We start from the raw sequence: 23,915 nt of genomic DNA on the forward strand, positions 1-23,915 counted from the left end.
CTTGCGTCGGTTGACCAGCACCCGCCGCGCTGACAACCTGACTGCTGCATCCCCTTCCCTATGGCCGACGGCAGTCTTTCGATCAAGCGCTCGATCACCGTGCGCGCTGTGGTCACCCCGCGCTGGAAAGAGGATGCGGAGCGGGAACTGAGCAATGGCCTCGCCGCCAGCGACGCCCAGCTGGCCCAGCTGGAGCAGGAGGGCCAGCAGGTGATCGATGAGATCCGCCGTCAGAGCGCCAACCCCCTCGACCCCCGGGTGCAGGAGCAGGTGGGGTCAGTGCAGCAGCAGGTGGCGGCGAAGCGATCCGAGCTGGAGGAACAGAAGCGCCAGATGCTGGAGCAGCAACGCCAGGTGCGCGAGCTGGAGATGGAGCAGATCGTGGAGCAGGGCCAGCTGGAGAGCTTCTGCACGGTGCAGGTGGGCGACAACCTGGTGGAAAAACTGCAGGCCTCGGTGCTGGTGCGCGATGGCGTGATCGAAGCGGTGGAAGGCGCCTCGTAAAATCCGCCCATTCCGCGCGGCGCACCCCGTTGGCCACCCACGAAATCTTCATGCCCGCCCTCTCCTCCACGATGACGGAGGGCAAGATCGTGGAGTGGCTCAAGCAACCCGGTGAACGCGTCGAGCGGGGCGAATCCGTGCTCGTGGTGGAGAGCGACAAGGCCGACATGGACGTGGAGGCCTTCCAGGAGGGCTTCCTGGCCGCCGTGCTGATGCCCGCCGGCGGCACCGCGCCGGTGGGTGAAACGATCGGCTTAATCGTGGAGAACGAAGCCGACATCGCCGCCGTGGCCGCGGCAGCTCCCGCGGCCACGGCGGCGGCGCCTGCGGCCGCTCCTGAGGCCCCTGCAGCTCCGTCCCCCCCTATGGCGGCCTCCGCACCAGCGCCTGCTCCGGTGGCCACCGCGGCACCCGTGGCGGCGCCCGCTCCCCAGGCTGTCCCGCTGGCGGCGCCTGCCGCCGCTGGCCGGGTGGTGGCTTCGCCCCGTGCCAGAAAGCTGGCGGGTCAGCTCGGGGTGGACCTCAATGGCCTGCGGGGCAGCGGTCCCCATGGCCGCATTCAGGCCGAGGATGTGCTGGCCGCCAGTGGCCAGCCGGTGAGTGTGCCGCGGGTGGCGGAGGGCACCGGGCCCGCCGTGGCCGCCGCCCATGGCAGCGGGGCTGCCGGCGCAGGGGCCACGGCCCCGGGGGCGCCCACGGCGGTGGGCCAGAGCTTTGGCCGGGCTGGCGAGGCCGTGGCCTTCAACACCCTCCAGAGCGCGGTCAACCGCAACATGGTGGCCAGCCTGGCCGTGCCCACCTACCGGGTGGGCTACACGATCACCACCACGAAGCTCGATGCCCTCACCCGGCAGGTGAAGAGCAAAGGGGTCACCACCACGGTGCTGATCGCCAAGGCCGTGGCCTTGACCCTGGCCCGCCACCCCCAGGTGAACGCCGCCACCTCGGCCGATGGCAGCGCCATGGTCTACCCCACCACCGTGAACGTGGCCGTGGCTGTGGCGATGGAAGACGGTGGCCTGATCACCCCCGTGCTGGCCCACGCCGACACCACCGACATCTACGCCCTGGGCCGCAGCTGGGCTGATCTGGTGGCCCGGGCCCGCAGCAAGCAGCTGCAGCCTGAGGAGTACAGCAGCGGCACCTTCACGCTCAGCAACCTGGGCATGTTCGGCGTGGATCGCTTCGACGCGATCCTGCCGCCGGGCACGGGCGCCATCCTGGCGGTGGCGGCGTCGCGCCCCTGTGTGGTGGCCAACAAGGACGGCTCGATCCGCGTGGCCCATCAGATGCAGGTGAATCTCACCTGCGACCACCGCACCATCTACGGAGCCCATGCCGCCGCCTTCCTCAAGGATCTCGCCCTGCTGATCGAAACCAACACCGAGCGCCTGGCCCTCTGATCCGGCCGGGCAGGAGACCCGTGGCACTGCTGCGCCGCCTCTTCGGAGATCCCCTGCCCCGCAGCCTGGCGGACAGCGAGCGGCTGCCCAGCTATGAGGCGCTGCCGATCCTCTCCTCCGATGCCCTCTCCTCGGTGGCCTATGCCACCGAGGCGGCCCTGGGGGTGCTGATCCTGGCCGGCAGCGCTGCCCTGGCCCTGTCGCTGCCGATCACCCTGGCGATCGTCGCCCTGATCGCCATCGTGGTGTTCTCCTACCGCCAGACGATCGAGGCCTATCCCCAGGGGGGAGGCTCCTACGTGGTGGCCCGGGAGAACCTCGGCAGTGGGGCCAGCCTGGTGGCCGGTGCCGCCCTGCTGGTGGACTACACCCTCACCGCCGCGGTGAGCCTGATGGCCGCTACCCAGGCCCTTTCTTCCCTGGTGCCTGGCCTGCTGCGGCACGAGGTGGCGTTCGCCCTGCTGTTGCTGCTCCTGGTGGGGTGGGCCAACCTGCGCGGCGTCAAGGAAGCCGGCCAGGCCTTTGCCCTGCCCACCTATGCCTTTGTGGTGATGGTGGCGCTGCTGGCCCTGTTCGGCCTGCAGGATCTGCTGCTCCACCATGGCTTCCGCCCCGACCCGCCTCCAGCGGTGGCGGCGCTGCAGCCGCTGGGGCTGTTTCTGATCCTGCGGGCCTTCAGTTCCGGCTGCTCGGCGATGACCGGCATTGAGGCGATCGCCAACGGCGTGAAGCTGTTCCGCGAGCCGGCGGCTCTACGGGCCCGCGCCACGCTGCTGGTGATGGGGTTGATCCTTTCGGCCATGGTGCTGGCGGTGAGCGGCCTGGGTTATCTCTACGGCGTGGCGCCGGATCCGCAGCGCACCGTGCTGGCCCAGATCGGCGCCCGGGTCTTCGGCGCCGGCAGCCCGCTGCTCTGGGCGCTGCAGATCAGCACCCTGCTGATCCTGGTGCTGGCAGCCAACACCGCCTTCGCCGGCTTTCCCCGGCTGGCGGCGATGCTGGCCCAGGACCGGTTCCTTCCCCGCCAGATGGGCTGGCTGGGCGACCGTCTGGTGTTCCAGAACGGCATCACCGTGCTGGTGCTGGCTACGGCGGTGATCATTCTGGTCTGCCGCGGCGACACCACCGTGGCGGTGAATCTCTATGCCCTCGGGGTGTTCCTCGCCTTCACCCTCTCCCAGAGCGGCATGGTCGTGCTCTGGTGGCGGCGGCGTGGTGCCGGCTGGCTGGGGCGGCTGCTGATCAATGCCCTTGGGGCCTGCACCACCGGCGTGGTGCTGCTGGTGATCGTGGTCAGCAAGTTCGGCGAGGGCGCCTGGACTGTGGTGATCGCCATTCCCCTGCTAGTGGCCATTCTGGCCGCGATCCGGCGGCGCTACCGCCGGGTGTACGCGGAGATCGCCCTGCCGCCGGAGGAGATCCGCCCGGTGCGGCTGCCGTTGCGGCGGCAGCCGATCGGCAACCGCAGCCTGGTGTGGATCGCCTCCCTGAACCGCCCCAGCCTCGAGGCCCTGCACTACGCCGCCCGGGTGTCGGACCAGGTGGTGGGGGTGTGGGTGCTCTCCGCGGAAGATGACCCCGTGGCGATCCGCGCCGACTGGCGCCGGGTGGTGGGGGAGGCCCCCGGACTCGAGCTGCGGTTGCTGGAGAGCCCCTATGCCTCCTTGATCCAGCCCTTCGTCGCCCTCGTGCAGGAGGAGGAGCGGCGGCAGCCAGCAGAACCGCTCACGATCGTGATGCCGATGGCCATCCCTCGCTACCCCTTCGACAGCCTGCTGCTCAACCAGAGGGGCCTCAACATGCGCCAGGCGCTGGATGCGCACCACAACCATGTGTTGACCTTGGTGCGCTATTACTTGCCGGCCTGATCGGCCGTCCCTGGCCCGCTGCGCTTGTCCAGCGATTGCGCTCCCCTTCCCCCTGCCGCTGGCGGCGGGGAGTCCGACGACCTGAAGCTCTCCAGCTACGACTTTCAGCTGCCGCAGGAGCGCATCGCCCAGCGGCCCGTGGAGCCGCGCCACAGTGCCCGACTGCTGGCGGTGGGCGCCCCTGCCTCCAGCGCGTCCGCTGGGAATGGGCCTGCCTGCCGTCACCTGCGCGTGTGGGATCTGCAGCAGGAGCTGAGACCCGGCGACCTGCTGGTGGTGAATGACACCCGGGTGCTGCGGGCCCGGCTGCAGGCGCGCCGCAGCTCAGGTGGGCAGGTGGAGCTGCTGGTGCTGGAGCCCTGGCTGGAGGAGCCCGGGCCGCCGGCGCCGGGCCGCTGGCTCTGCCTGGCCAAGCCGGCCAAGCGCCTCCAGAGCGGCGAGGTTCTGGAGGTGATCGCCGAGGGTCAGCCCCCCCTGCCGGTGGAGATCTGTGGCCGCGATGCCGAAACCGGCGGCTGCATCGTGCAGTTTCCGGCGGCCTGCGCCGATGCCGCCTCCCTGGAGCCGCTGCTGGTGCGCTACGGCGCCATCCCGTTGCCGCCCTACATCCACGAGCACGACGCCAGCGACAACGACCGCTACCAGACCCGCTACGCCGCCAGGCCCGGCGCCGTGGCCGCCCCCACCGCCGGCCTGCACCTGAGTGATGCGCTGCTGGCAGCCATCCAGGCCCGCGGTGTGGCACTTGCCACCACCACCCTGCACGTGGGGCTGGGCACCTTCCGGCCGGTGGAAACGGAAGACCTCAGGGGCCTGGAGCTCCACAGCGAGTGGGTGGAGGTGAGCCCCGAACTGGTGGCGGCGGTGCAGGCCTGCCGTGCCCGCGGCGGCCGCGTGATCGCCATCGGCACCACCAGCGTGCGCAGCCTGGAGGGGGTGGCCGCCCTCCACGGCGGCGAGCTCCGGCCCCACACGGGCCCGGTGAACCTGGTGATCCAGCCCGGCTTCCGCTTTGCGGTGGTGCAGGGCCTGCTCACCAACTTCCACCTGCCCAGGAGCTCTCTGCTGCTGCTGGTGAGCGCCCTGCTCGGCCGGCGGCGCCTGCTGGCGCTCTACGCCGAGGCGATCGAGCGGGACTATCGCTTCTTTTCCTATGGCGATGCCATGTGGATCCCGCCTGAGGCGGTGCTGCCTGAAGCGGTTTCGCCGTGAGCTCCATGAAAAAAGCCCCCGTTCTGGCGGGGGCTGGCCCTGGGCCCTGATGGGCCGGGCATGGAGCAGAGGGGCTCAGGCGGCGGCCAGGTTGGCGGCCACGAAGTCCCAGTTCACCAGCTTCTCGAGGTAGGTGGTGATGTAGTCAGGCCGGCGGTTCTGGTAGTCGAGGTAGTAGGCGTGCTCCCAGACATCCATGGTGAGCAGGGCTTTCTGGCCATGGGCCAGGGGCAGGTCGGCGTTGGCGGTCTTGGTGATCTTGAGGCTGCCGCCATCGAGCACCAGCCAGGCCCAGCCGCTGCCGAACTGGGTGGCGCCGGCAGTCTTGAACTGTTCCACGAAGGCCTCGAAGCTGCCGAAGTCGGCATTGATCTTCTCGGCCAGGGGGCCGGTGGGCTGGCCACCGCCACCTGGCTTCATGCACTGCCAGTAGAAGCTGTGGTTCCACACCTGGGCGGCGTTGTTGAACACCCCCGCCTTGGCGGCATCACCGGCCACGGCGGTGATGGTGTCCTCGAGGCTCTTGCCGTCGAGTTCGGTGCCCTCAACCAGCTTGTTCAGGTTGGTGACGTAGGCGTTGTGGTGCTTGCCGTGATGGAACTCGAGGGTCTGACGGGAGATATGGGGCTCGAGCGCATCTTGGCCGTAGGGAAGCGCGGGAAGCGTGTGGGCCATGGATGGGATGTCGTTCTGAAAAGTGCCCGCCGGCGTGACCGACGGCACATCCATCCTAACGATCGCTAAAGATTCCCTGGCCGTTCCCGGCCAGGGCGGGGCCGCAGCGGCCCGGGCTCAGCGGCCGATCTCCAGCAGTTCCACCTCGAAGATCAAGGTGGCGTTGGGGGGGATCACGCCGCCGGCGCCCCGCTCGCCGTAGGCCAGATCGGGGGGGATCACCAGCTTGCGCTTGCCGCCCACCTGCATGCCGGCCACGCCCTCATCCCAGCCCTTGATCACCCGACCGCCGCCGAGGGGGAAGGAGAAGGGTGCGCGGCCGTAGCTGCTGTCGAACTCCTTGCCGTTCTGCAGGGTGCCGCGGTAGTTGACGCTGACGCTCTGGCCGGCGCTGGCCTCGGGGCCGTCGCCGACCACCAGGTCGGTGATGCGCAGGCCACTGGCGGTGACCCGCTCCTTCGGGGCTGTCATGGGGTCGCCGAGCATGTCGGCCTGGGCGATCTCGGGGCTGGGTTCCGGAGCCATGGCGAACAGGGTGGGGTTGGGGTCGTCGGGATCGAGTTCATAGGGGGCCGTGCTGACCACGGCGGCAGGTTTCGCCACGGCCGGGGCGCTGAGGGGGGCCGGCTCAGCCGGGGCGGCGGCGGCCACGGTGGTGGGGCTGACCAACTGGCTCACAAAGGCCAGCAGCAGGCACAGCACACAAACGGTGGAGCTGATCAGGATGTCGCGCATGGCAAGCCCGTAGAGGCTCCGATTCTGCCGACTCGCCGGCATCGGCCTACTCGCCGGCAGAATCACCGTTGCGCTGGCGCAGCGACTGCTCGAGGCGATCGATGCGACCGCGCAGTTCGTCGAGCTCGCGCTGCATCGGGATGCCGAGGTCCTGCAGCAGCTGGTCGCGGTTGCGCTCCAGCTGGCGGCCGGCCTGCTCCTCCAGGCCAGGCGTGTCGCCGCGCAGGGCCCGCATCACGTCCTCCACCAGGGCGGAGGCGTGGCTGGGGTCGAGCTTGCCGCTGCGCACCCACTCCTGGCTCACGTAGCGCAGCCTGTCGTTCACCAGGGAGGTGGTGCCGAGGCCCCGCAGCAGCAGTTGGTGCAGGGGGTTGGAGGAATCCATCAGTGAGGCCTCGCGTGAGTCGCGTGTGGTTCAACCTTGGCGCTTCCTACGGTGGCCTGCCAATGGCGGTCGAGGGACGGTTGCGCGGGATTGCTCTGACGGTCGGGGCACGGGGCGCCTCGATCAGGGGCGCCGCCGCTGGCCTGCTGGCGGGCGTCGCCCTGCCGCCGCTGGGCTTTCCCCCCCTGCTCTGGCTGGCCCTGGCCGTGCTCTGGCATGGCAGCAGCGGTTCGGGGACCCGCCGCCTGGCCACAGGAGGGCTGTGGGGCGCTCTGGCGGTGCTGGTGAGCCACCGCTGGCTGCTCGGCCTCCACCCCCTCGACTGGATCGGCGTGCCCCTGCCCCTGAGCCTGCCCCTCTGTCTGCTGTTGCTGTTGGTGCTGGCGGCCCTGGGGGCGCTGCTGGTGGCGGGCTGGACCTGGCTGGCCGGCCTGCTGGGGCCTGAGCGCTGGAGCACGGCCCTGCTGCTGGCCTGCCTCTGGGGCGCCGCTGAACTGGCCCTGGCCCGGGGGCCGCTGTTCTGGCTGGGGCTGGGGGCGGCTCCCCTGCCAGGCGATCTGCCGCTTGCCGGCCTGGCGGCGCTTGGTGGCAGTGGCCTGGTGGCGGCGGTTCAGGTGCTGCTGGGCTGGGGCCTCTGGCGGCTGGTGGCGACGCCCCCCGGGGGCTCCGCCCTGGCGCCGGCCTTCCGCTGGCGCCGGCTGGGGGCCTGGCTGCTGGTGGTGGTGCTCCTGCACGGCAGCGGCGCCGCCCTGCTGGCGTGGCAACCCGCGGGCGAAGGGGCCGCCGAGCGGGTGCTGGTGCTGCAGCCCGCGATTCCCACCCGCGAGAAACACACCGGGGAAGCGCGGCGGCAGCTGGAGCAGCAGCTGCAGGCGGCCCTGCTGGAGGCCCAGCGGAGGCAGGCCGTGGCGGTGCTGCTGCCGGAAGGGGCGCTGGGGCTGGAGCCCCGGCTGCCCCAGCCGGCCCCGGTGGAGCTGCTCAGCGGCGGCTTTCGCTGGCAGGAGGGGCCCGGCGGTCCCGAACAGCGCAGTGCCCTGCTGCGCTTCGGTGTGGGTGACAGCCGGCCCGCCACGGCAGTGGACAAGCACCGCCTGGTGCCGCTCGGGGAGTGGGTGCCCCTGGCTGGCTGGCTGCGCTGGAGCGGCCTCTCAGCCGTGGGTGGCGTGGAGCCGGGGCCGCCATCGCGGCTGCTGGCGCGCCCCCTGGCCCCCCTGGGAGTGGCGATCTGCTACGAGCTCTCCGATGGCATGGCCCTGAGCGCCGCCACCCGGGAGGGCGCCACCTGGTTGCTGGCCAGCGCCAATCTCGATCCCTATCCCTTGATGCTGCAGCAGCAGTTCGCCGCCTTGGCCCAGTTGCGGGCCATCGAAGCCGGCCGCTGGCTGGTGAGCTCGGCCAACACGGGCCCTGGCCTACTGGTGGACTCCCGCGGTGCCGTGCGGGGGCGGATGGCACCAGGAGAGCCTGGGACGGCTCTGTTTGAACCCGTGCCGATCACCCGGCTCAGCCCCTACGGCCGCTGGCGGGAGACGCCGCTGCTGCTGCTGGCGCTGCTGGGCCTGGGTCTGCGCCGCTGGGAGGGGCGCAGGGCACGGCTCAGCCCGTGAACTGGAGCGCCACCTCCACCAGAGTGAAGCCGAGCAGCCCAGCGAGGGCGAGGAGGGATCCGGAGCTGGTCATCAGCAGGAGCGCCAGGGGCGGTGCGGGGGGTGAACCTTGATGGCGAGATTCTGACGAAAACCTTAAGGATGCGCCCGTAGCGGTCGTCACCCTCTAGGCAATCGTTACAAGCCCGCCCCGGCGGGCTCAGCCCTCGAAGCTGCGGCGCGCCTCGCTCACCCCGGCAGAGCTGGTGCCTTTGAGGTAGGCCAGCATGGTGTCGGCATCGGACACCTCAAAGGGGTCGATGGGGCAGTTGTCCCCGAACTCGGGCTCGGCGAACACCTTCTCGATCACGCCGTCGTTGACGAGCATCGAGTAGCGCCAGGAACGCAGCCCGAAGCCCAGATTCGACTTGTCGACGAGCATGCCCATCTTGCGGGTGAATTCGCCGTTGCCATCGGGCAGCAGCATCACGTTGTGGGCGCCCACCTGCTTGCCCCACTGGAACATCACGAAGGCGTCGTTCACCGAGAGGCACACGATCGTGTCGATGCCCTGGGCCTGGAACTCGGCGTAGAGCTCCTCGTAGCGGGGCAGGTGGTTGGAGGAGCAGGTGGGGGTGAAGGCGCCGGGCAGGGAGAAGAGCACCACGCGCTTGCCGGCGAAGATCTCGTCGCTGGAGAGGTCCTGCCAGCGGAAGGGGTTGGGGCCGGGCACGGATGCATCGCGCACGCGGGTCTTGAAGGTGACGCTGGGAACGCGGTTGAGGATGGCCATGGTGGTCGTGGAAACAGGGCTGATGGGACAGACAAAGCGCTGGCCGGGGCCAGATGCTGCTGAAGTTAACTCATAGTGACTCCGCTTTGCAATAGGCCAGGACTGCTGGGTTCACCACCCCCTGCCCGGCTGCTGCTGTCAGCCTGGCCCCAGCCGCGCCAGCTCCGGATGACGCCCTCCTCCTCTGCCGAAGCCCAGCGCTGGGATCGGCGCTACCGCGAGGGGCGTGATGGCTGGGAACTGGGCCAGCCGGCGCCTCCCCTGGAGCGCTTTCTGCTCCACCACCAGCTGGCTCCCCGGCCGCCTGGGCGGGTGCTGGTGCCGGGCTGCGGCCGCGGCCATGAGGTGGCCCTGCTCGCCGGGGCCGGGTTCAACGCGGTGGGCCTTGATCTCAGCGCCCTGGCCCTGGAGGAGGCCCGCCGGCGGCATGGTCCCGATCGGCCCGGGCTGCAGTGGCTGCAGGCCGATCTGCTCGATCCCCAAGCCCTGGAGCGGGCCGGGCTCGCTGCCGCCAGCCTCGATGGCGTGCTGGAGCACACCTGCTTCTGCGCCATCGACCCCGCCCAGCGCCCCAGTTACGCCCACACCATCGCCCGGTTGCTGCGGCCCGGGGGCTGGCTGCTGGGACTGTTCTGGTGCCATGGGCGCCCCGGCGGCCCGCCCTGGGGCAGCGATCCGGAAGCCATTGCCGCGCTCTTTGCCGGGGCTGGCCTGGTGCAGCAGCTCTGGCAACCGGCCGAGGGCTCGGTGCCCCAGCGCCAGCAGGAGTGGCTGGGGCTGTGGAGCCACTGAGATCTCAGGGGGCCAGCCGTTCCAGGCGCCAGGGCGGCGCGCTCTTCGGGGTGCTGCCCTCGGCGGCGGAACGGGCGCTCTCACGGCTGTAGAGGAAGCGGTCGTGCAGGCGGTTCTCGCGGCCCTGCCAGAACTCGATCGTGGCCGGAACCACGCGAAAGCCTCCCCAGCTGGGCGGCCTCGGGATCTCCCCGGCGGCGAAGCGCTGCCGCATGTGCTCCCACTGCATCTCCAGGATCTGGCGGGAGCTGATCACCTGGCTCTGCTGCGACACCCACGCCCCCAGGCGACTTCCCCAGGGCCGTGAACGGAAGTAGGCCAGCGACTCGGCAGCGGAGATCCGCTCGGCCTGTCCTTCGATCGCCACCTGACGCTCGAGCACATACCAGGGGAACAACAGCGACACCGCCGGCTGCTGGGCGATCTGGCGCGCCTTGCGGCTCTCGTAGTTGGTGAAGAACACGAAGCCGCGCTGGTCGAAGGCCTTGAGCAGCACCGTGCGGGAGCTCAGCCGCTGGCCATCACTGCTGCAGAGCACCATGGCGTTGGGCTCCGGCACGGCGGCCGCCTGGGCCTGGGAGAACCAGAGCCGGAACTGCTCCACCGGATCCGCGGCCAGCTCCGAGCGCCGCAGGCCGCCGCGGCGATACTCCTGGCGCAGATCCGCGAGTGCCCCGCCGCCCATGCCAGGGTCTGGGCCACGGGTGCTGTCATCGCCGGCCATGGAAGCGGAAGGAAAGGTGGAGGCTGCAGGGGCTGCCGGCAGACCGCCTGCCCCAGAGCCCCTGCTGCAGAGGCTGGCAGGGGTGAGCGGGATGGGGCGGGGGCAGCGGAGGCTGGTGCTGATCCTGCCCCAGCTGGGGGATTTCGACAGCCTCGAATACGCCCAGCAACTCGTGCCCGTGCTGCCCCGGCTCAAGGCCGCCGGCATCGCCCTGCTGGCGATCGGTCTCGGCGAGGCGGCCGGGGCGGAGCGCTTCTGCGCCTTCACGGGATTTCCCGCAGACCGGCTGCAGGTGGAGCCCGAGCCCGGGCTGCACCAGGCCCTGGGGCTCTCTCCCGGCCTGCAGGCTCCAGGCGGACCCTGGCCATCGCTGCTGTTGATGTGCGCAGGGATCGCTTCGCCCGGCACCCTGGCGGAGGTGCTGCGCGGCTACAGCGGCGATCGCAGCGCCGCCCAGCGCCTCGCCGCCGAAGACACCGTGCTGGTGCCGCCCCTGCCGCCGATCCGCGGCTCGCTGCTGGCCCTGGCCGGCGGGGAGGGGTTCCTGCGGCCCTTCGAGCTGGCCCTGCTGCGGCTGGGCAACATGGCGGAAGTGCTCGGCCGCTGGCGCACCTACGTGCCCCACGACCGCCACCTCACCCAGCGCGGCGGCACCTTCCTGCTGGAGACCGACGACACCCTCCTCTACAGCCACCGCGATCCCGGCCTGCTGGGCTATTCGGCCACCATGGCGAGACCGCTGAGCTTCCTGGATCCGTTCCTGGAGCCGCCGGTGTCGCCACCCACCCCAACGCTGAGCCCCTCCCCTCGCCTGGAATCACCGTGACCATGCTGCTGCCTTCCTTCCTGATCCAGAGCCTGCTGGCCCTGACCCTGGGCCTGTTTCACCTGGTGGGTCCGGTGCCGACCGACCTGGGCCTGGAGCAGGGGGCCCTGGCGGCCTGCCCATCGCCCGCCCACTGCGCCAGGGAGAGCTGGCAGGTGGCCGACCCCGAAGCGGCGCTGCAGCTGGTGTTGCCTGTGCTGCTGGAGCAACCCCGGGTTGAACTGATCGAGCAGCAGGGCGGCTACGTGCACGCCACGGCCAGCAGTGCGCTGTTCGGCTTTGTGGATGATGTGGAGCTCTACGCCGACCCCACCGGGGGCGTACTGCAGGCCCGCTCGGTGTCGAGGCTCGGGGATTCCGACCTGGGCGTGAACGCCAAGCGGCTGGCGCTGCTGCGGGCCAGCCTCACACCCGAGCCCGGCGCTTGAGGTCGCGCAGACGGCCCCCCAGGGACTGCAGCATCTCCAGGGCGAACATCGGCATCTCCTGCACGGCGAACAGGAACTCCTGCTGGTTCATCACCAGCAGCTTGCAGGCGGTCTTGGCCGTGGCGTTGCCGAAGCGGCGGTGGGAGGGATCGAGGAAGGCGCCGATGCCGAAGGTCTCGCCCGGGCCGATGGTCTCCACCAGGCTGCCCGCATCCCAGTCGAGCTCCACCGTGCCTTCCAGCAGGCCATAGAGGCAATCACCGGGGTCGTTGCTGCGGAAAATCACTTCCCCGGCCGCGATGGAGAGAACGCTGCGCTTCTGGGCCAGGGCCTCGATGGTGCTGAGGGCGTTCGTGGAGCTGAGGGACATGGGGGGCGCAGCGACAGGGTCCTCGGGGGAGGACAGCTCCATGGATAGCCCCCGCTGGCCAAGGTGCGGTTAAGAGAGCATTGTTGGGGTAGACCGAGGCCATCATGGGCATCGCTATCGCAGGCATCATCGATCCGTCCTGGGCCAGTTCCCTGGATCGCTTCTCAGGCGGGGATGGTGTGGTGAACGTCTGGATCAACCGCAACGGGGCCTTCGGTGCCCTGTCGGTGTCGCGCCATGAAGAGCGGTTCATCCGCAACACCTTCCGGCAGCTGGATCGCGTCACAGGCCTGCGCTTCGCCTACACAGGCCGCCGCGCCTCGGATCTGGACATCAGCGCCGTGAAGGACCTGGGCGGCAACACGATCGGCCTCGCCACCCGCCGCCTCGGCTGGTTTGAGGTGGCCTGGGAAGGACGCCGGGGGGGGCGGCTCACCCGCAGTGAACGCCGTACCATCAAGCACGAGATCGGCCACGTGCTCGGGCTTGACCACCCCTACGGCAGCGGCTTCAATCCTCGCTACACCACCAATGACACGGTGATGTCATACAACGTACGGCGCAACTTCAACTACACCAGCTCCGATGTTGCCGCTCTGAAGTTCCTCTGGGGAGGGTGAGCTTCTCCGACAGCGCTGGCCTGCCAGCCCTGCGCAGAAACAACCTGATCAGCTGCGGTTGCCACAGCAATAATCCATGACCAGCCTATCGGCTGTTGATGAACAACGAGAATGGAGCCAAGCGGATTCGAACCGCTGACCCCCTGCATGCCATGCAGGTGCTCTACCAGCTGAGCTATGGCCCCGTTGTGAACGCTGGGCTGGATGAACGCTGGTCGCTCACCCGTTAGGCCTGATGACCTCGCCTGGCGCTGCTGGAGCTTACAACGCGGTGGGCCCTCACACCTGGCGCCAGACGGCCACCAGCTTGCCCTGCACGGTCACCTGGTCGGCTGGCAGCACGATCGGCTCATAGGCCGGGTTGGCGGCCTCAAGGGTCACGGTGGCGCCCTTGCGGTGGAAGTGCTTGAGGGTGGTGCCGCTGCCGCTCACGAGGGCGCTCACGATCGTGCCCTGGCGCAGGCGGGCGGGATCGACCACCGGCTCCAGCAGCACCACGTCGCCATCGGCGATGTGGGCCTCCACCATCGAGTCGCCGTTCACGGTGAGGGCGAACAGGCCGCGGGTGTCGAGCACCGGGGCCAGGTCGAGCCGTTCCCGCAGGTCGTCATAGGGCTCCACCAGCCCGCCGGCGGCCACGGCGCCCAGCACCGGGATGCCGCCGCTGCCGCCCCCCAGCAGCTCCAGGGTGCGGGCCTGGCCCTCCTGCCAGGTGAGCCAGCCCTTCTGCTGCAGATGCCGCAGACGGCTCTGGATCGGCGCTGGCGAGCGCAGCCCCATCGCTTCCATCATCTGGCGGATGGAGGGGCTGTGGCGATGGGCGCCGATGTAGTCGGCCAGCCAGTCGTAGAGCTCCTGCTGGGCCTGGGTGAGCACGTCAGGCTGGGATCGGGGCACCGCGGCGCTGTCACTGATACAGATGTACCGCCGTCTGGCCCGTTTGTCCAGTGGGCCGCCCGGATGGGGCCCGGATGCCGCTCAGATGCCGCCCAGCAGGGCGGCCAGCAGGGCCTGCTGGGCGTGCAGGCGGTTCTCGGCCTGATCGAAGATGCGGCTGGCTGCTCCCTCCATGGCGCCGGCGCTGATCTCCTTGCCCCGGTAGGCCGGCAGGCAGTGCAGCACGATGGCGCGGCTGTCGGCCTCGGCGATCAGGTCTTCGTCGAGGCACCAGCCGGCGAAGGCGGCGTCGCGGCGCTCCTGCTCGTCCTCCTGCCCCATGGAGGCCCACACGTCGGTGTAGAGGGCGTGGGCGCCCCGCACTGCCGCCACCGGCTCGTGGTGCACCTCCACCACGCAGCGGCGCTCAGCCGCCAGAGCCTGGGAGCGCTCCAGCACGGCGGCATCGGGGCTGTAGTCCACCGGGCAGCCGATGCGCACGTTCACGCCCAGCAGGGCGCCGCAGAGCATCAGGGAGTGGGCCACGTTGTTGCCATCGCCCACGTAGCTGAGGGTCAGGCCCGCCAGGTCGCTGGCCTGGCCGCCGAAGGCCTCCTGGAGAGTGAGGTAGTCGGCCAGGGCCTGGCAGGGATGCTCCAGGTCGGTAAGGGCGTTCACCACCGGCACCGAGGCCCAGCGGGCGTACTCGGCCAGCTCCTCCTGGGCGTAGGTGCGAACGGCCAGCACGTCCACGTAGCGGCTCAGCACCCGGGCGGTGTCGGCCACCGGCTCGCCGCGGCCCACCTGGGTGATGCCCGGCTGCAGGTCGATGGTCTGGCCGCCCAGCCGGGCCATCGCCACGTTGAAGCTGGTGCGGGTGCGGGTGGAGGCCTTGGTGAAGATCAGGCCCAGAACCTTGTCGCGCAGGTCGATGCTGCGGGTGCCGCGCTTGAGGGCCGCGGCCAGGTCGAGCAGGGCGGCGGTCTGCTCGGCGCTGAAGTCGGCTGAGGAGAGCAGGTCGAGGCCCCGCAGGGCCTGCAGGGCGGCGAGGCTGGCGCCGGCAGAGGTGGGCTGACTGGCCATCGGACCCCGCTCAAAGAACCCTTATCGGAGATGGGCAGCCCCCCAGTCAAGGGGGGCCAGCTTCAGGCCAGGGCCTTGGCGTCTTCCGGCATGACGCTCTCAGAGAGCAGATCGCGCAGGTTGTCCCCCTCGATCACCTCCTTCTCGAGGATCTCCTGGGAGATGCTCTCCAGCAGGGAGCGGTTGTGGCGCAGGATCGCCTGAGCCCGGTCATGGGCCCGGTCCACCAGGCTGCGCACTTCCTTGTCGATCGCCTGGGCCGTGGCATCACTCACCACCCGGCGGGGGTTATTGCCGCCGCCGAGGAAGCGGCTGCCGCCCTGCTTGTCGTAGGCCAGGGGGCCGAGGGTGTCGCTCATACCGTAGGTGCCCACCATCTGCTCGGCGATGTCGGTGGCGCGCTGCAGGTCGTTGGCGGCACCGGTGGTGACCTCGCCGAACACGATCTCCTCGGCGCTGCGGCCGCCCAGCAGGGTGGCGATCTGACCCTCGAGGTCTTCCTTGGAGTTGAGGAAGCGCTCCTCGGTGGGCAGCTGCAGGGTGTAGCCGAGGGCGCTCATGCCGCGGGGCACGATCGAGATCTTGGCCACCTTGGCGCCACCGGGCATCAGGTGACCCACGATTGCGTGGCCCACCTCGTGGTAGGCCACCACCTTCTTCTCATCGGGCTGCAGCACGCGGCTCTTCTTCTCAAGGCCGGCCACCACGCGCTCGATCGCCTCGTTGAGGTCGCCCTGCTCCACGCTGGTGCGCTTCACCCGGGCGGCCAGCAGGGCGGCCTCGTTCACCAGGTTGGCCAGATCCGCTCCGGCGAAGCCGCTGGTGGCCTGGGCAATGCGGTCGAGGTCCACGCCCTCGGCCAGCTTCACCTTCTTGGCGTAGATCTCCAGGATCATCTTGCGGCCGGAGAGGTCGGGGCGATCCACCAGCACCTGGCGATCGAAACGGCCAGGCCGCAGCAGGGCGGCGTCGAGGGTTTCGGGCTGGTTGGTGGCCGCCAGCACGATCACGGGCTTGTCCTGGCCCGTGAAGCCATCCATCTCGGTGAGCAGCTGGTTGAGGGTCTGCTCGCGCTCGTCATTGCCGCCCACCACGCCCATCGAGCCCGAACGGCTCTTGCCGATGGCGTCGAGTTCGTCGATGAAGATGATGCACGGCGCCTTCTTCTTGGCCTCTTCGAACAGGTCACGCACCCGGGCCGCGCCGGCGCCCACGAACAGCTCCACAAACTCCGAGCCGGAGATGATGAAGAAGGGCACGCTGGCCTCACCGGCCACGGCCTTCGAGAGCAGCGTTTTGCCGGTGCCGGGAGGGCCCACCAGCAGCACGCCCTTGGGGATGCGGGCGCCGATGGCGGCGTAGCGCTCGGGGGTCTTGAGGAAGTCGACGATCTCAGTGAGTTCGGTCTTGGCTTCATCCACCCCGGCCACATCGGCGAAGGTGACGCGGGATTCCTCATCGGGCACGTACACCTTGGCCTTGCTCTTGGTGAAACTCAGGGCCCCCTGGGCACCGCCCATGCCGCTGCGGCGGGCGAAGAACTGCAGCACCAGAATGAAGATCAGCGGCGGCACCACCCAACTCAGCAGGGTGGTGAAGAAGTTGGGCTTCTGGGGCGGCGCGGCGGCGAACTCCACGCCGTGCTGCTCCAGCCGCTGGGGCAGGTCCATGTCGAAGATCGGCGTGGTGGCCAGCACCGTGGGGGCTCCCTCGGCAGGGGCCTCCTTGAGTTCGTAGCGGATCTGCTCCTGGGTGATGAAGGCGCGCTTGACGCCGTCATCGTTCACCTGATCGATGAACAGGGAGTAGGGCACCCGGGGCACCTGGGAGGAGCCATTGGGCAGGAAGTTGCTGAACAGCAGCAGAACGCCGAAGCCGATCAGAATCAGATTGATCAGGCCGAAGCGCCGCGAGGGCCCCTTGTCATCCTGGCGGATCGGCATGGTGCGGCAGCCAAAGGTGCGCCCAAGCTAGGCCTGGTGGGTGAGAGCCCGAACCGACCCGGGGTTGGGAGAACCGATCCTTCACCGTCCCTGCCATGTGCGGCCGCTATTCCCTCACCAGCGAGCTCGACCGCCTGCTGCCCAGGCTCAAGGGCCCCCTGCCACCGGGGTTGCGGCAGCACTACGCCCCCCGGCCCCAGATCCGCCCGGGGGAACCGCTGCTGCTGCTGCGGCAGGAGCATGGCCAGCTGGGGGCGGCCCTGGCCCTCTGGGGCCTGCTGCCCAGCTGGGTGAAGGACCCCGCCGGCAGCCGGCGGCCGATCAACGCCCGCGCTGAAACCGTGGCCGAGAAGGCCAGCTTCCGCGGGCCCTGGCGCCATCACCGCTGCCTGATCCCCGCCGATGCCTTCCAGGAGAAGGGCCATCAGGTGCGCCGCGCCGACGGGGCGCCCTTCTGGCTGGGGGGGCTGTGGGAGCGCTGGATCGGCGCCGACGGCAGCGAGCTGGATACCTGCTGCGTGCTCACCACCACGCCCAATGCCCTGATCGCTCCTGTGCACCACCGCATGCCCGTGGTGGTGCCGGACGGCCTGGAGGAGCCTTGGCTGGCCCCCTGCGACGGCCCTGCGCTGCGGGCCCTGGAGCCTCTGCTGGAGCCTTGGGATGGCGACGGCTGGCAACTGGAGCCCCTCTCGAAGCCACCGCCGCAGCCCGCACCGCTAGACCAGGACCAGTTGGAGCTGCCCTGGTGAGCCTGGAGCAACTGGATGCCTTTCTGGCCGACGCCCGCAGCCAGGAGCCGCTGGTCGCCCGTCTGAACCAGCCCCTGGAGCTGGTGGAGTTCCTGGAGCTGGCCCGCTCCTGCGGCTATGCGGTGGAGGAGGCCGATGTGCTCGCCGCCCAGGAGCGGCAGGACGCCCAGCTCAGTGACGCCGAACTGCAGCACCGGGCCGGCATCGAGGCCCGCAAGCTGCGTCACTTCATCCAGGCCTGAACCCCTGGTTCTGAATGCCTGGTTCTGAACTCCTCAGCCTGGGCCTCCCGGCTCCCGACAGAACGCCTGTGACCCCCCTCTCTCCAACCCACGACGCTGGCGGCCCTGAACCTGGTGCGTGGGACCAGCCGATCAGCAGTCGCCGGCCCGATCGGGTAGCCCGCTACCCGCGCCCACCGGCCCTGGCGGCCTGCAGCCTGCCCGTGCAGGTGCGGGCCCTGGGTGAGGAGCTGGCCAGCAGCGACCACTCCCTCTGGGTGCTCGAAACCTTCCACCCGCCCACGATCTACCTGCCGCCCCAGGCCCTGCGCAGCGAATGGCTGCGGCCCGGCTCAGGCCGCTCCTTCTGCGAGTGGAAGGGGCTGGCCAGCTACTGGGATCTGCTGCTGGATGAGGGCGGACCCCGGGAGCGCCGCTTGCCCCGAGCGCTCTGGAGCTATCCCCAGCCCACCGGACGGTTCAGCGCCCTGGCGGGCTGGTTTTCCCTCTATCCGGCCCTGATGGACGGCTGCTGGGTGGATGGCGAGCCGGTGCAGCCCCAGCCCGGCGGCTTCTACGGTGGCTGGATCCTGCCCTGGCTGGAGGGTCCCTTCAAGGGAGATCCGGCCCACCCCCAGCTGAGATGAGGGTGCGGGTGGGGAAGGGCATGCCGGCGCCGTGCTCGGCCACCACCGCACCGATCAGCAGCAGCACCTGGTGCTGCACCGCCCAGGCCACCTTGATGTCGCCGCTGCGGGCGAAGCAGGTGAGGCGCAGGTCCAGGCTGGAGTCGCCGTAGCCGATGAAGTGCACCAGGTGATCCTTGGCGGGATCCACACCTTCCACTTCGAGCACCCTCTGCCTGAGGGCTTCGGAGATGGCCGGAATCAGGTGGCGGTCCTCGTAGGTGAGGCCGAAGGGAATCACCAGCCGCCGGTTGTCGATCTCAGCCACGTTCTGCACCGGCTGGGTGGTGAATACACCGTTGGGCACATAGATGCGCTGGCGGTCGGGGTCGCGCAGGCGGGTGTAGAACCAGCTCACGTTCTCCACCGTGCCCAGCAGCGAGAGTTGGGGCAGGCTGATCGTTTCGCCGATCGTGAAGGGTCTGTTGATGTAGATGCTCAGGCCGCTGAGGGCGTTCTCCACGATCGTGCGGGCCCCGAAGCCCAGGGCCGCGGCCCCGAAGCCCCCGGCCGTGATCAGCACCGACGGCGACACCCCCAGCACCTGCAGCACCTGGAAGGTGATCAGCACCCAGATCAGCACGCCCAGCAGCTTGGTGAGCACGTCGAACAGGAAGATCCGGTCTTTGCCATCCAGCTGTGGCAGCAGCTGGGCGGCGTAGCGCTCCGCCTTGCTGCTGAGTTCAGCCTTCCAGCGCAGCAGGGTCCAGAACACCCCCACCGCGATCAGGCCATCCCGCAGGGCGGCGCCGCCCCGGGCCTGGGCCAGCAGATCCGGAGCGGCCAGGCCGGCGGCCCACCAGAGCGCGGTGCCGAGGGCCAGGGTGAGGCAGAGGCTGAGCTTGCTCAGCAGCAGCAGGGCGCGCCAGAGGGAGTCACTGCGGAAGCGGCGGGCCAGCTGGTCGAGCACCAGCCCCAGCGCCGCGGCCAGCAGCAGCCCCGCCAGCGGCAGCTGCAGGTTGAAGGGCAGGGCCGCGGCGGCAGCAGTGGACGGGGACATGGCGATCAATGGCTCGGACTCTGCAGGCGCCACAGCAGATCGGGCCCCAGGCCGCGGGGGGCGCTGGTCTGCCAGCTGGGCACTTGCTCCATGTCAGTGAACCCCAGATCACCCAGGGGTGTGCGGGCCGGGGTGCCGCCCATCACTTTGGGTGCGATCAGCGCCGCCAGCTCCTGCACGCAGTGCTGATGCAGGGCGGCGGTGGCCAGCTCGGCGCCGCATTCCCACAGCACCTGGTTGCAGCCGCGCCGCGCCAGGTGCTCCAGCAGGGCCTGGGGCTCGCAGTGCTCCAGCACCAGCCGCTCGATGCCGAGCCGGTCGAGCTGGAAGCGTCTGCGGGCCGGGGCGCCGTAGCCGTGGGCCACCAGGGTGGGGGCTGCGCTGGTGTCCCATAGCCTGGCCTGCCTTGGCAGATCGAGGCTGCGGCTGATCACCACCCGCAGCGGCTCCGGCCGGCGCCGCCCGCGGGAGGTGAGCAGGGGATCGTCGGCCCGCACGGTGCCGCCGCCCACGATCACGGCGTCACAGCCGGCCCGCAGCCCATGCACCCAGCCGCGGGCCTCAGGCCCTGTGATCCACTGGCTGGCCCCATTGGCCAGGGCGGTACGGCCGTCCACCCCCATGGCCCACTTGAGGATCCCGAGGGGACGCCCGTGGCTGAGCCGGTGCAGAAAGGCCCGGTTCAATGCGCGGGCCTCGGCCTCGCAGACGCCCTCGATCACCTCCAGCCCCGCCTGGCGCAGCTGCTCCAGGCCGCCTCCGGCCACCTGTGGGTTCGGATCGGCCATCGCCACCACCACCCGGGCCAGCCCCGCCGCCAGCAGCGAATCGCTGCAGGGAGGGGTGCGGCCGTGGTGACAGCAGGGCTCCAGGCTCACCACAGCGGTGCCCCCCCGGGCTCTTTCCCCCGCCTGGGCCAGGGCGCCCACCTCGGCATGGGGTCCGCCGGCCCGCGCATGGAACCCCTCCCCCGCCAGCCGACCCTCGGCATCGAGCACCACACAGCCCACCATCGGGTTGGGGCTGGTACGGCCGGCGCCCAGCGCCGCCAGCTGCAGGGCCCGCTGCATCCAGGGGCGCCAGGCCCGCTGCCGGGCCGTCATCCCAGGGGGGCGCTGGGCAGGCTGCGCCATTCCGCCACCACGAAGGGCGGCACCGGCAACTCCACGAAGACCCCAGGCAACTGCAGCCGCAGGGGCCGATCCTGCTGCAGGTCGGCCAGCAGCGGAGCGAGGTCGAACTCGGCGGCGGCATCGCGGCCATCGGCCGCCAGCTGGGGGTTGTCCAGGGTGATGTCGCCGAGCTCCCAGCTGTTGCGGCCGCTGCGCACCAGCAAGGGCGTGGGGTGATTCAGGCGCACCCTGCCGGGGTAGCCCACCACCCGCAGCCGCAGCGGACCGCCGGGGCGGCCCTGGCGGTAGGCCACCAGCTGCCAGCTCTGGTAGTCGAGGTCCCGCAGGCTCTCGAGGCTGCGCACCACCGGCACGCCGTTCTCATCCGGGTGGGCGTGCACCTGGGCCAGGGCCGGCGCGCCGCCAGCCAGGCCCAGCAGCAGGGCGAGCACGAGGCCGAGGACGCCGCTCATGCCAGCGCCTCCCGCTCGGCACCGGGGATCGGCTGCCAGTTGGTGTGGGTGGCCCACAGGGCCCAGATCGCCATCGCCCGCAGGTAGTGGCAGGCCCGGAAGGTGTTGACCCCGGTGATCGCCTCGGGCGTGCGGAACTGGAGGCCGCCGCTGTACACCTGCTCCACCACGGCGCCGGTGATCGCCAGCGCCGTGGCCTGCTCGCCCATCAGCCGGTAGTAGGCGGCCAGGCCGAAGTTGATGCCGGTCCACACCTCCAGGGGGTGGGTGCCGTTGGGATCGAGGGGGGTGCCGTCGCGGCGCAGGCCGTTGGCCACGCCCAGCCTGCCGCCGGCGAAGCCCTCGAAGCAGGCCTCCTTCACCGCCTGCAGGGCACTGCGGGCCCGCTCGTCAGCCACCACCGGAGGCAGACCCAGCAGGCGGGCATAGAAGTCGCCGCAGAGCTGGTCGGCCATCACCACCGGCGTGCCGCTCTCGGCATCGATGTTGTAGTACTCGCCATTCCAGAGCAGCCGATCGAAATTGGCGCGCGACTGCTCCAGCCAGCTGCTGAACTGCCGCTGCTGGCTCGAGGTGTCGAGCCCCAGCTCCAGCTGCAGCCGCTGCCCCATGGCCAGGGCCGCCTCCAGGGCGGCGATCCAGAGGGCGCCGCAGTAGGCGCTCACCCCTTTGAGCGGCCAGTCGTCAAAGGTCTGGTCAGGCGCGCCGCCGTTGTCGGGCAGGCCGTCGTCGTTGGCATCGAAGCTCTTGAGGTATTGCAGGGCCTGCACCGCCGCCGGCCAGCAGTCGGCCAGGAAGCGCAGGTCTTCGCCGCCGGGGGCGAGGCGGAAAGTGCGCCACACCTGCAGCACGAAGTCGCTGGCCAGGTCTTTCCAGAGGTTGCAGTCCTGGTAGGCGGTGTAGTTGGTGGCGTCCCAGGGGCGCTCGTTGGGGGCGCCCAGGTCGTGGGGGGTGGCGCCGGCCAGCTTGCGGGGGGCCTCCACCCGGCCCTTGCCCTGGGTGAAATACCAGCCGATCGGCCGGGCCGTGGCATCGGCCGCCGGGATGGCCCGGGCGAAGCTGCGCAGCACGCTCTTGTCGAGCTCCGGCCACAGCTGCAGCAGGGCGAAGGAGCCGTAGAGCCGCACATCGAGGCTCTCGTACCAGGCGTAGTCGAGGCACTCCAGCACCCCGAAGCGGCCCACGGGATCCTCGGGGCTGGCGGCGCTCCAGAGGCTGCCGCCGGAGGCCAGGTCGTAGAGCTCGTTGAACAGGGCCATGCGCAGCGGCTCCGGTAGGTCGGTGCGCTCCAGCACCGGCCGCTGCCAGGCCTCGATCTGCTCCAGCCAGCCACCCCAGTCGCGCAGGGCCTCGGCGGCGATGGCCGCGGCGTTGGCGCCGCTGGCACCGAAGTGGTCGGTGTAGCGCCGCAGGGCCGAGCTGCCGGTGGCGAAGGCCGTCACGGGCAGGTCCCAGCTGATCACCACAGGGATCTCGATCGTTTCGCCCGGTTCGAGCCGCAGCTGCACGGCCAGGGCGGCGCTGGCGGGGTCGTTCGCCCCGCTGTGGCGGTCGTTGTTGCTGTCGGGAATCGAGCCATCGCGCTCAAAGGGCTCCCACAGCTCAGCGCCGTCACCGGCGGGGTTCCAGCGGCTGCAGCGCTGGATGCGCAGCCCTGGGTGGAGCTGCTCCAGGCCGGCATCGGTGGCGATGCACCACTGGCCCTGCCCCTCGGCGATCGGCTCGGCGACCTGGCCCTCCAGCAGCACGCCCTTGAGCGCCCCGTCGTCGATCCAGCGGTTGCGCTGACCCTCGCTGCGGCCGATGGCCGGCAGGTAGTTGTGCTCGGGGCTGCCGTCGTCGCGGAACTTGACGGCTGCTGTGGGGTCGGTGTTGGTGAACCAGCCGGTGGTGTTGCGCCAGCTCAGCAGCAACGAGAGATCGAGGGGGCGGCGGCTGGGGTTGCTGAGGCTCCAGCGGAACACCGCCACCGGGTAGCTGCTGCGCTGGTAGTCGCCCGGCAGGATCGGACTGAAGGCCTCGCAGCCCACCTGGGCGGCGAACACCCCCGTGTAGCTCGTCCAGCTGAGCGGATAGCGGGCGGCGTAGGTGCCGGTGCTGCGCTCGCTGGAGCTGGCCGGATACCAGCTCCAGGCCGTCAGGGGCGCTCCGGCCTCCGGGCGGGAGGCATCGGCCCCGGGGGCCACGGCCAGGGCGTGGGCGCGGCTGCTGTCGCCATCGCTCTCATAGAGGGCGAACTGGCAGTCGGGCAGGCAGCCGAACCAGTGCTCACCGCCATCGAGGTTCCAGAGGTTGAAGCTGCCATCGGGGGCGCGGCCGAGACAGCCGGCGCCGAAGCCCCCGAGGGGCATGCCGTGGTTGGGGCCGTCATCGAGGTTGCTGGCGTAGCGCACCGTGTAGGGCTGCTCCCAGCCCAGGCCGAAGGGCCGCGACCAGCTGGCCGGCGGTGGGTTGGCCGGCGCCCCGGATCCCCGGCCCTGCAGCAGGGTCTTGAGGGTGGAGAGTCCGAGGCGCGCCATGGAGCGGGGGGAAGTGGCGCCAGCTTGTCAGAGATGGCGGGGGAGCGAAGGCTCCGTGCCGTTGCGGCCTCAGAACGGCGTGCTGCCCTCCTCGTCGATCAGGGCGTCGAGGGTGACGGCCGTGCGTACCAGGGACTGGTAGCGCTGAAGCACCCGCCGGTTGCGCTCCAGCCAGTTGGCGGCTTCCCCCGGGTGAGCGCTGCCTCCACTGGAGCCCCGCGCCAGCCCATCGATCAGGCTGTCGCCATCCAGCAGCTCCAGATCGCTCTGCTGCCGCAACAGGGCGATCACGAGGTCGTGGAGGCGCTGGCGGCGATCGCTCACGGCGA

26 protein-coding genes and 1 tRNA gene are annotated in these 23,915 nt (G+C 70.4%); 12 read left to right on the forward strand and 15 right to left on the reverse strand.

What is annotated here, in order from left to right:
* Positions 1 to 60 precede the first annotated feature (60 nt).
* From ACWJIO_RS05360 to queA, 4 genes are read left to right on the forward strand one after another with little or no spacing between them, the layout of a single operon-like run.
* On the forward strand, positions 61 to 504 hold the full coding sequence (locus ACWJIO_RS05360) for a YlqD family protein (protein ID WP_480311868.1): 444 nt from the start codon (positions 61 to 63) through the stop codon (positions 502 to 504).
* A 29-nt stretch (positions 505 to 533) separates the two neighbouring features.
* Positions 534 to 1,907, forward strand: coding sequence for a dihydrolipoamide acetyltransferase family protein (locus tag ACWJIO_RS05365; RefSeq protein ID WP_480311869.1), 1,374 nt, complete (start codon positions 534 to 536; stop codon positions 1,905 to 1,907).
* 20 nt (positions 1,908 to 1,927) lie between these two features.
* Entirely contained in the window at positions 1,928 to 3,775 is a 1,848-nt protein-coding gene (locus ACWJIO_RS05370; RefSeq protein WP_480311870.1) for an APC family permease, read from the forward strand.
* 24 nt (positions 3,776 to 3,799) lie between these two features.
* Positions 3,800 to 4,987, forward strand: a complete 1,188-nt coding sequence (queA, locus tag ACWJIO_RS05375; RefSeq protein WP_480311871.1) for a tRNA preQ1(34) S-adenosylmethionine ribosyltransferase-isomerase QueA — start codon at positions 3,800 to 3,802, stop codon at positions 4,985 to 4,987.
* Between the two features lie 75 nt (positions 4,988 to 5,062).
* Here the strand turns inward: queA and ACWJIO_RS05380 are convergent, their stop codons facing one another.
* From ACWJIO_RS05380 to ACWJIO_RS05390, 3 genes are all read right to left on the reverse strand, one after another.
* The gene (locus ACWJIO_RS05380) at positions 5,063 to 5,662 is read right to left on the reverse strand and encodes a superoxide dismutase (protein WP_186698968.1); all 600 of its coding nucleotides are present in this window, start codon (positions 5,660 to 5,662) and stop codon (positions 5,063 to 5,065) included.
* 117 nt (positions 5,663 to 5,779) lie between these two features.
* On the reverse strand, positions 5,780 to 6,397 hold the full coding sequence (locus ACWJIO_RS05385; protein WP_480311872.1) for an FKBP-type peptidyl-prolyl cis-trans isomerase: 618 nt from the start codon (positions 6,395 to 6,397) through the stop codon (positions 5,780 to 5,782).
* Positions 6,398 to 6,443: 46 nt separating this feature from the next.
* A complete protein-coding gene (locus tag ACWJIO_RS05390; protein ID WP_480311874.1) occupies positions 6,444 to 6,782 on the reverse strand; it encodes a phasin family protein in 339 nt (112 codons plus the stop codon).
* 62 nt (positions 6,783 to 6,844) lie between these two features.
* Here ACWJIO_RS05390 and ACWJIO_RS05395 point away from each other — a divergent pair, with 62 nt between their 5' ends.
* Complete coding sequence (locus ACWJIO_RS05395) at positions 6,845 to 8,389, forward strand: apolipoprotein N-acyltransferase (RefSeq protein WP_480311876.1); 1,545 nt, start codon at positions 6,845 to 6,847, stop codon at positions 8,387 to 8,389.
* 199 nt (positions 8,390 to 8,588) lie between these two features.
* Here the strand turns inward: ACWJIO_RS05395 and ACWJIO_RS05400 are convergent, their stop codons facing one another.
* Positions 8,589 to 9,161 (reverse strand): redoxin family protein, encoded by a 573-nt coding sequence (locus tag ACWJIO_RS05400; protein WP_480311877.1) that lies wholly within the window; start codon positions 9,159 to 9,161, stop codon positions 8,589 to 8,591.
* 168 nt (positions 9,162 to 9,329) lie between these two features.
* On the opposite strand from ACWJIO_RS05400, the gene ACWJIO_RS05405 reads away from it, so the two are divergent.
* Positions 9,330 to 9,953, forward strand: coding sequence for a methyltransferase domain-containing protein (locus ACWJIO_RS05405; RefSeq protein ID WP_480311878.1), 624 nt, complete (start codon positions 9,330 to 9,332; stop codon positions 9,951 to 9,953).
* Between the two features lie 4 nt (positions 9,954 to 9,957).
* Here ACWJIO_RS05405 and pdxH read toward each other — a convergent pair whose 3' ends face one another.
* Complete coding sequence (gene pdxH / locus ACWJIO_RS05410; protein WP_480311977.1) at positions 9,958 to 10,638, reverse strand: pyridoxamine 5'-phosphate oxidase; 681 nt, start codon at positions 10,636 to 10,638, stop codon at positions 9,958 to 9,960.
* A gap of 37 nt (positions 10,639 to 10,675) precedes the next feature.
* On the opposite strand from pdxH, the gene ACWJIO_RS05415 reads away from it, so the two are divergent.
* Positions 10,676 to 11,503 (forward strand): peroxiredoxin-like family protein, encoded by an 828-nt coding sequence (locus ACWJIO_RS05415; protein WP_480311880.1) that lies wholly within the window; start codon positions 10,676 to 10,678, stop codon positions 11,501 to 11,503.
* Positions 11,504 to 11,505: 2 nt separating this feature from the next.
* Positions 11,506 to 11,931 carry a DUF1499 domain-containing protein gene (locus tag ACWJIO_RS05420; RefSeq protein ID WP_480311882.1) on the forward strand — a complete coding sequence of 142 codons (426 nt, stop codon included), beginning with the start codon at positions 11,506 to 11,508 and terminating at the stop codon, positions 11,929 to 11,931.
* Here ACWJIO_RS05420 and ACWJIO_RS05425 read toward each other — a convergent pair.
* On the reverse strand, positions 11,909 to 12,301 hold the full coding sequence (locus ACWJIO_RS05425) for a cyclic nucleotide-binding domain-containing protein (RefSeq protein ID WP_480311884.1): 393 nt from the start codon (positions 12,299 to 12,301) through the stop codon (positions 11,909 to 11,911). The two genes, ACWJIO_RS05420 and ACWJIO_RS05425, sit on opposite strands and share 23 nt — an antisense overlap.
* A gap of 104 nt (positions 12,302 to 12,405) precedes the next feature.
* Between ACWJIO_RS05425 and ACWJIO_RS05430 the strand changes: the two genes are divergently transcribed.
* Positions 12,406 to 12,921, forward strand: a complete 516-nt coding sequence (locus tag ACWJIO_RS05430) for a zinc metalloprotease (RefSeq protein WP_480311886.1) — start codon at positions 12,406 to 12,408, stop codon at positions 12,919 to 12,921.
* 112 nt (positions 12,922 to 13,033) lie between these two features.
* On the opposite strand, the gene ACWJIO_RS05435 is transcribed toward ACWJIO_RS05430, so the two are convergent.
* From ACWJIO_RS05435 to ftsH, 4 genes are all read right to left on the reverse strand, one after another.
* Positions 13,034 to 13,106, reverse strand: a tRNA-Ala gene (locus ACWJIO_RS05435).
* Positions 13,107 to 13,200: 94 nt separating this feature from the next.
* Positions 13,201 to 13,818, reverse strand: a complete 618-nt coding sequence (gene lexA, locus ACWJIO_RS05440) for a transcriptional repressor LexA (protein WP_480311888.1) — start codon at positions 13,816 to 13,818, stop codon at positions 13,201 to 13,203.
* Between the two features lie 81 nt (positions 13,819 to 13,899).
* Positions 13,900 to 14,880: an ornithine carbamoyltransferase gene (gene argF, locus ACWJIO_RS05445; RefSeq protein ID WP_480311889.1), complete on the reverse strand. Its 981-nt coding sequence runs from the start codon at positions 14,878 to 14,880 to the stop codon at positions 13,900 to 13,902.
* A 62-nt stretch (positions 14,881 to 14,942) separates the two neighbouring features.
* Positions 14,943 to 16,823 carry an ATP-dependent zinc metalloprotease FtsH gene (gene ftsH / locus ACWJIO_RS05450; RefSeq protein ID WP_480311890.1) on the reverse strand — a complete coding sequence of 627 codons (1,881 nt, stop codon included), beginning with the start codon at positions 16,821 to 16,823 and terminating at the stop codon, positions 14,943 to 14,945.
* A 95-nt stretch (positions 16,824 to 16,918) separates the two neighbouring features.
* Here ftsH and ACWJIO_RS05455 point away from each other — a divergent pair, with 95 nt between their 5' ends.
* The 3 genes from ACWJIO_RS05455 (at position 16,919) to ACWJIO_RS05465 (ending at position 18,443) form a co-directional block, all read left to right on the forward strand.
* On the forward strand, positions 16,919 to 17,575 hold the full coding sequence (locus tag ACWJIO_RS05455; RefSeq protein WP_480311892.1) for an SOS response-associated peptidase: 657 nt from the start codon (positions 16,919 to 16,921) through the stop codon (positions 17,573 to 17,575).
* Entirely contained in the window at positions 17,572 to 17,817 is a 246-nt protein-coding gene (locus ACWJIO_RS05460; RefSeq protein WP_480311893.1) for a Nif11-like leader peptide family RiPP precursor, read from the forward strand. The genes ACWJIO_RS05455 and ACWJIO_RS05460 overlap by 4 nt, the downstream gene beginning before the upstream one ends.
* Positions 17,818 to 17,948: 131 nt before the next feature.
* A complete protein-coding gene (locus ACWJIO_RS05465) occupies positions 17,949 to 18,443 on the forward strand; it encodes a DUF427 domain-containing protein (RefSeq protein ID WP_480311979.1) in 495 nt (164 codons plus the stop codon).
* On the opposite strand, the gene ACWJIO_RS05470 is transcribed toward ACWJIO_RS05465, so the two are convergent.
* The 5 genes from ACWJIO_RS05470 to ACWJIO_RS05490 all read right to left on the reverse strand — a co-directional run bounded on the left by ACWJIO_RS05470 (position 18,409) and on the right by ACWJIO_RS05490 (position 23,910).
* Complete coding sequence (locus tag ACWJIO_RS05470; protein ID WP_480311895.1) at positions 18,409 to 19,482, reverse strand: mechanosensitive ion channel family protein; 1,074 nt, start codon at positions 19,480 to 19,482, stop codon at positions 18,409 to 18,411. The two genes, ACWJIO_RS05465 and ACWJIO_RS05470, sit on opposite strands and share 35 nt — an antisense overlap.
* Positions 19,483 to 19,487: 5 nt before the next feature.
* The gene (ribD, locus tag ACWJIO_RS05475) at positions 19,488 to 20,585 is read right to left on the reverse strand and encodes a bifunctional diaminohydroxyphosphoribosylaminopyrimidine deaminase/5-amino-6-(5-phosphoribosylamino)uracil reductase RibD (RefSeq protein WP_480311897.1); all 1,098 of its coding nucleotides are present in this window, start codon (positions 20,583 to 20,585) and stop codon (positions 19,488 to 19,490) included.
* Positions 20,582 to 21,067 carry a DUF3122 domain-containing protein gene (locus ACWJIO_RS05480; RefSeq protein WP_480311898.1) on the reverse strand — a complete coding sequence of 162 codons (486 nt, stop codon included), beginning with the start codon at positions 21,065 to 21,067 and terminating at the stop codon, positions 20,582 to 20,584. The genes ribD and ACWJIO_RS05480 overlap by 4 nt, the downstream gene beginning before the upstream one ends.
* Positions 21,064 to 23,586 (reverse strand): GH116 family glycosyl hydrolase, encoded by a 2,523-nt coding sequence (locus ACWJIO_RS05485; RefSeq protein ID WP_480311900.1) that lies wholly within the window; start codon positions 23,584 to 23,586, stop codon positions 21,064 to 21,066. The genes ACWJIO_RS05480 and ACWJIO_RS05485 overlap by 4 nt, the downstream gene beginning before the upstream one ends.
* 69 nt (positions 23,587 to 23,655) lie before the next feature.
* A complete protein-coding gene (locus ACWJIO_RS05490; RefSeq protein WP_480311902.1) occupies positions 23,656 to 23,910 on the reverse strand; it encodes a hypothetical protein in 255 nt (84 codons plus the stop codon).
* Between the last annotated feature and the right edge of the window lie 5 nt (positions 23,911 to 23,915).

Source organism: Paraciimarium castrense LEGE 11436, from assembly GCF_056633055.1.

What these genes read in the sequence shown, in the direction of transcription:
- ACWJIO_RS05360 (WP_480311868.1), top strand. Translation starts at nt 61, where the DNA reads ATGGCCGACGGCAGTCTTTCGATCAAGCGCTCGATCACCGTGCGCGCT.
- ACWJIO_RS05380 (WP_186698968.1), bottom strand. Translation starts at nt 5,662, where the DNA reads ATGGCCCACACGCTTCCCGCGCTTCCCTACGGCCAAGATGCGCTCGAG.
- ACWJIO_RS05385 (WP_480311872.1), bottom strand. Translation starts at nt 6,397, where the DNA reads ATGCGCGACATCCTGATCAGCTCCACCGTTTGTGTGCTGTGCCTGCTG.
- ACWJIO_RS05390 (WP_480311874.1), bottom strand. Translation starts at nt 6,782, where the DNA reads ATGGATTCCTCCAACCCCCTGCACCAACTGCTGCTGCGGGGCCTCGGC.
- ACWJIO_RS05395 (WP_480311876.1), top strand. Translation starts at nt 6,845, where the DNA reads ATGGCGGTCGAGGGACGGTTGCGCGGGATTGCTCTGACGGTCGGGGCA.
- ACWJIO_RS05400 (WP_480311877.1), bottom strand. Translation starts at nt 9,161, where the DNA reads ATGGCCATCCTCAACCGCGTTCCCAGCGTCACCTTCAAGACCCGCGTG.
- ACWJIO_RS05405 (WP_480311878.1), top strand. Translation starts at nt 9,330, where the DNA reads ATGACGCCCTCCTCCTCTGCCGAAGCCCAGCGCTGGGATCGGCGCTAC.
- pdxH (WP_480311977.1), bottom strand. Translation starts at nt 10,638, where the DNA reads ATGGGCGGCGGGGCACTCGCGGATCTGCGCCAGGAGTATCGCCGCGGC.
- ACWJIO_RS05415 (WP_480311880.1), top strand. Translation starts at nt 10,676, where the DNA reads ATGGAAGCGGAAGGAAAGGTGGAGGCTGCAGGGGCTGCCGGCAGACCG.
- ACWJIO_RS05420 (WP_480311882.1), top strand. Translation starts at nt 11,506, where the DNA reads ATGCTGCTGCCTTCCTTCCTGATCCAGAGCCTGCTGGCCCTGACCCTG.
- ACWJIO_RS05425 (WP_480311884.1), bottom strand. Translation starts at nt 12,301, where the DNA reads ATGTCCCTCAGCTCCACGAACGCCCTCAGCACCATCGAGGCCCTGGCC.
- ACWJIO_RS05430 (WP_480311886.1), top strand. Translation starts at nt 12,406, where the DNA reads ATGGGCATCGCTATCGCAGGCATCATCGATCCGTCCTGGGCCAGTTCC.
- argF (WP_480311889.1), bottom strand. Translation starts at nt 14,880, where the DNA reads ATGGCCAGTCAGCCCACCTCTGCCGGCGCCAGCCTCGCCGCCCTGCAG.
- ftsH (WP_480311890.1), bottom strand. Translation starts at nt 16,823, where the DNA reads ATGCCGATCCGCCAGGATGACAAGGGGCCCTCGCGGCGCTTCGGCCTG.
- ACWJIO_RS05455 (WP_480311892.1), top strand. Translation starts at nt 16,919, where the DNA reads ATGTGCGGCCGCTATTCCCTCACCAGCGAGCTCGACCGCCTGCTGCCC.
- ACWJIO_RS05470 (WP_480311895.1), bottom strand. Translation starts at nt 19,482, where the DNA reads ATGTCCCCGTCCACTGCTGCCGCCGCGGCCCTGCCCTTCAACCTGCAG.
- ribD (WP_480311897.1), bottom strand. Translation starts at nt 20,585, where the DNA reads ATGACGGCCCGGCAGCGGGCCTGGCGCCCCTGGATGCAGCGGGCCCTG.
- ACWJIO_RS05480 (WP_480311898.1), bottom strand. Translation starts at nt 21,067, where the DNA reads ATGAGCGGCGTCCTCGGCCTCGTGCTCGCCCTGCTGCTGGGCCTGGCT.
- ACWJIO_RS05485 (WP_480311900.1), bottom strand. Translation starts at nt 23,586, where the DNA reads ATGGCGCGCCTCGGACTCTCCACCCTCAAGACCCTGCTGCAGGGCCGG.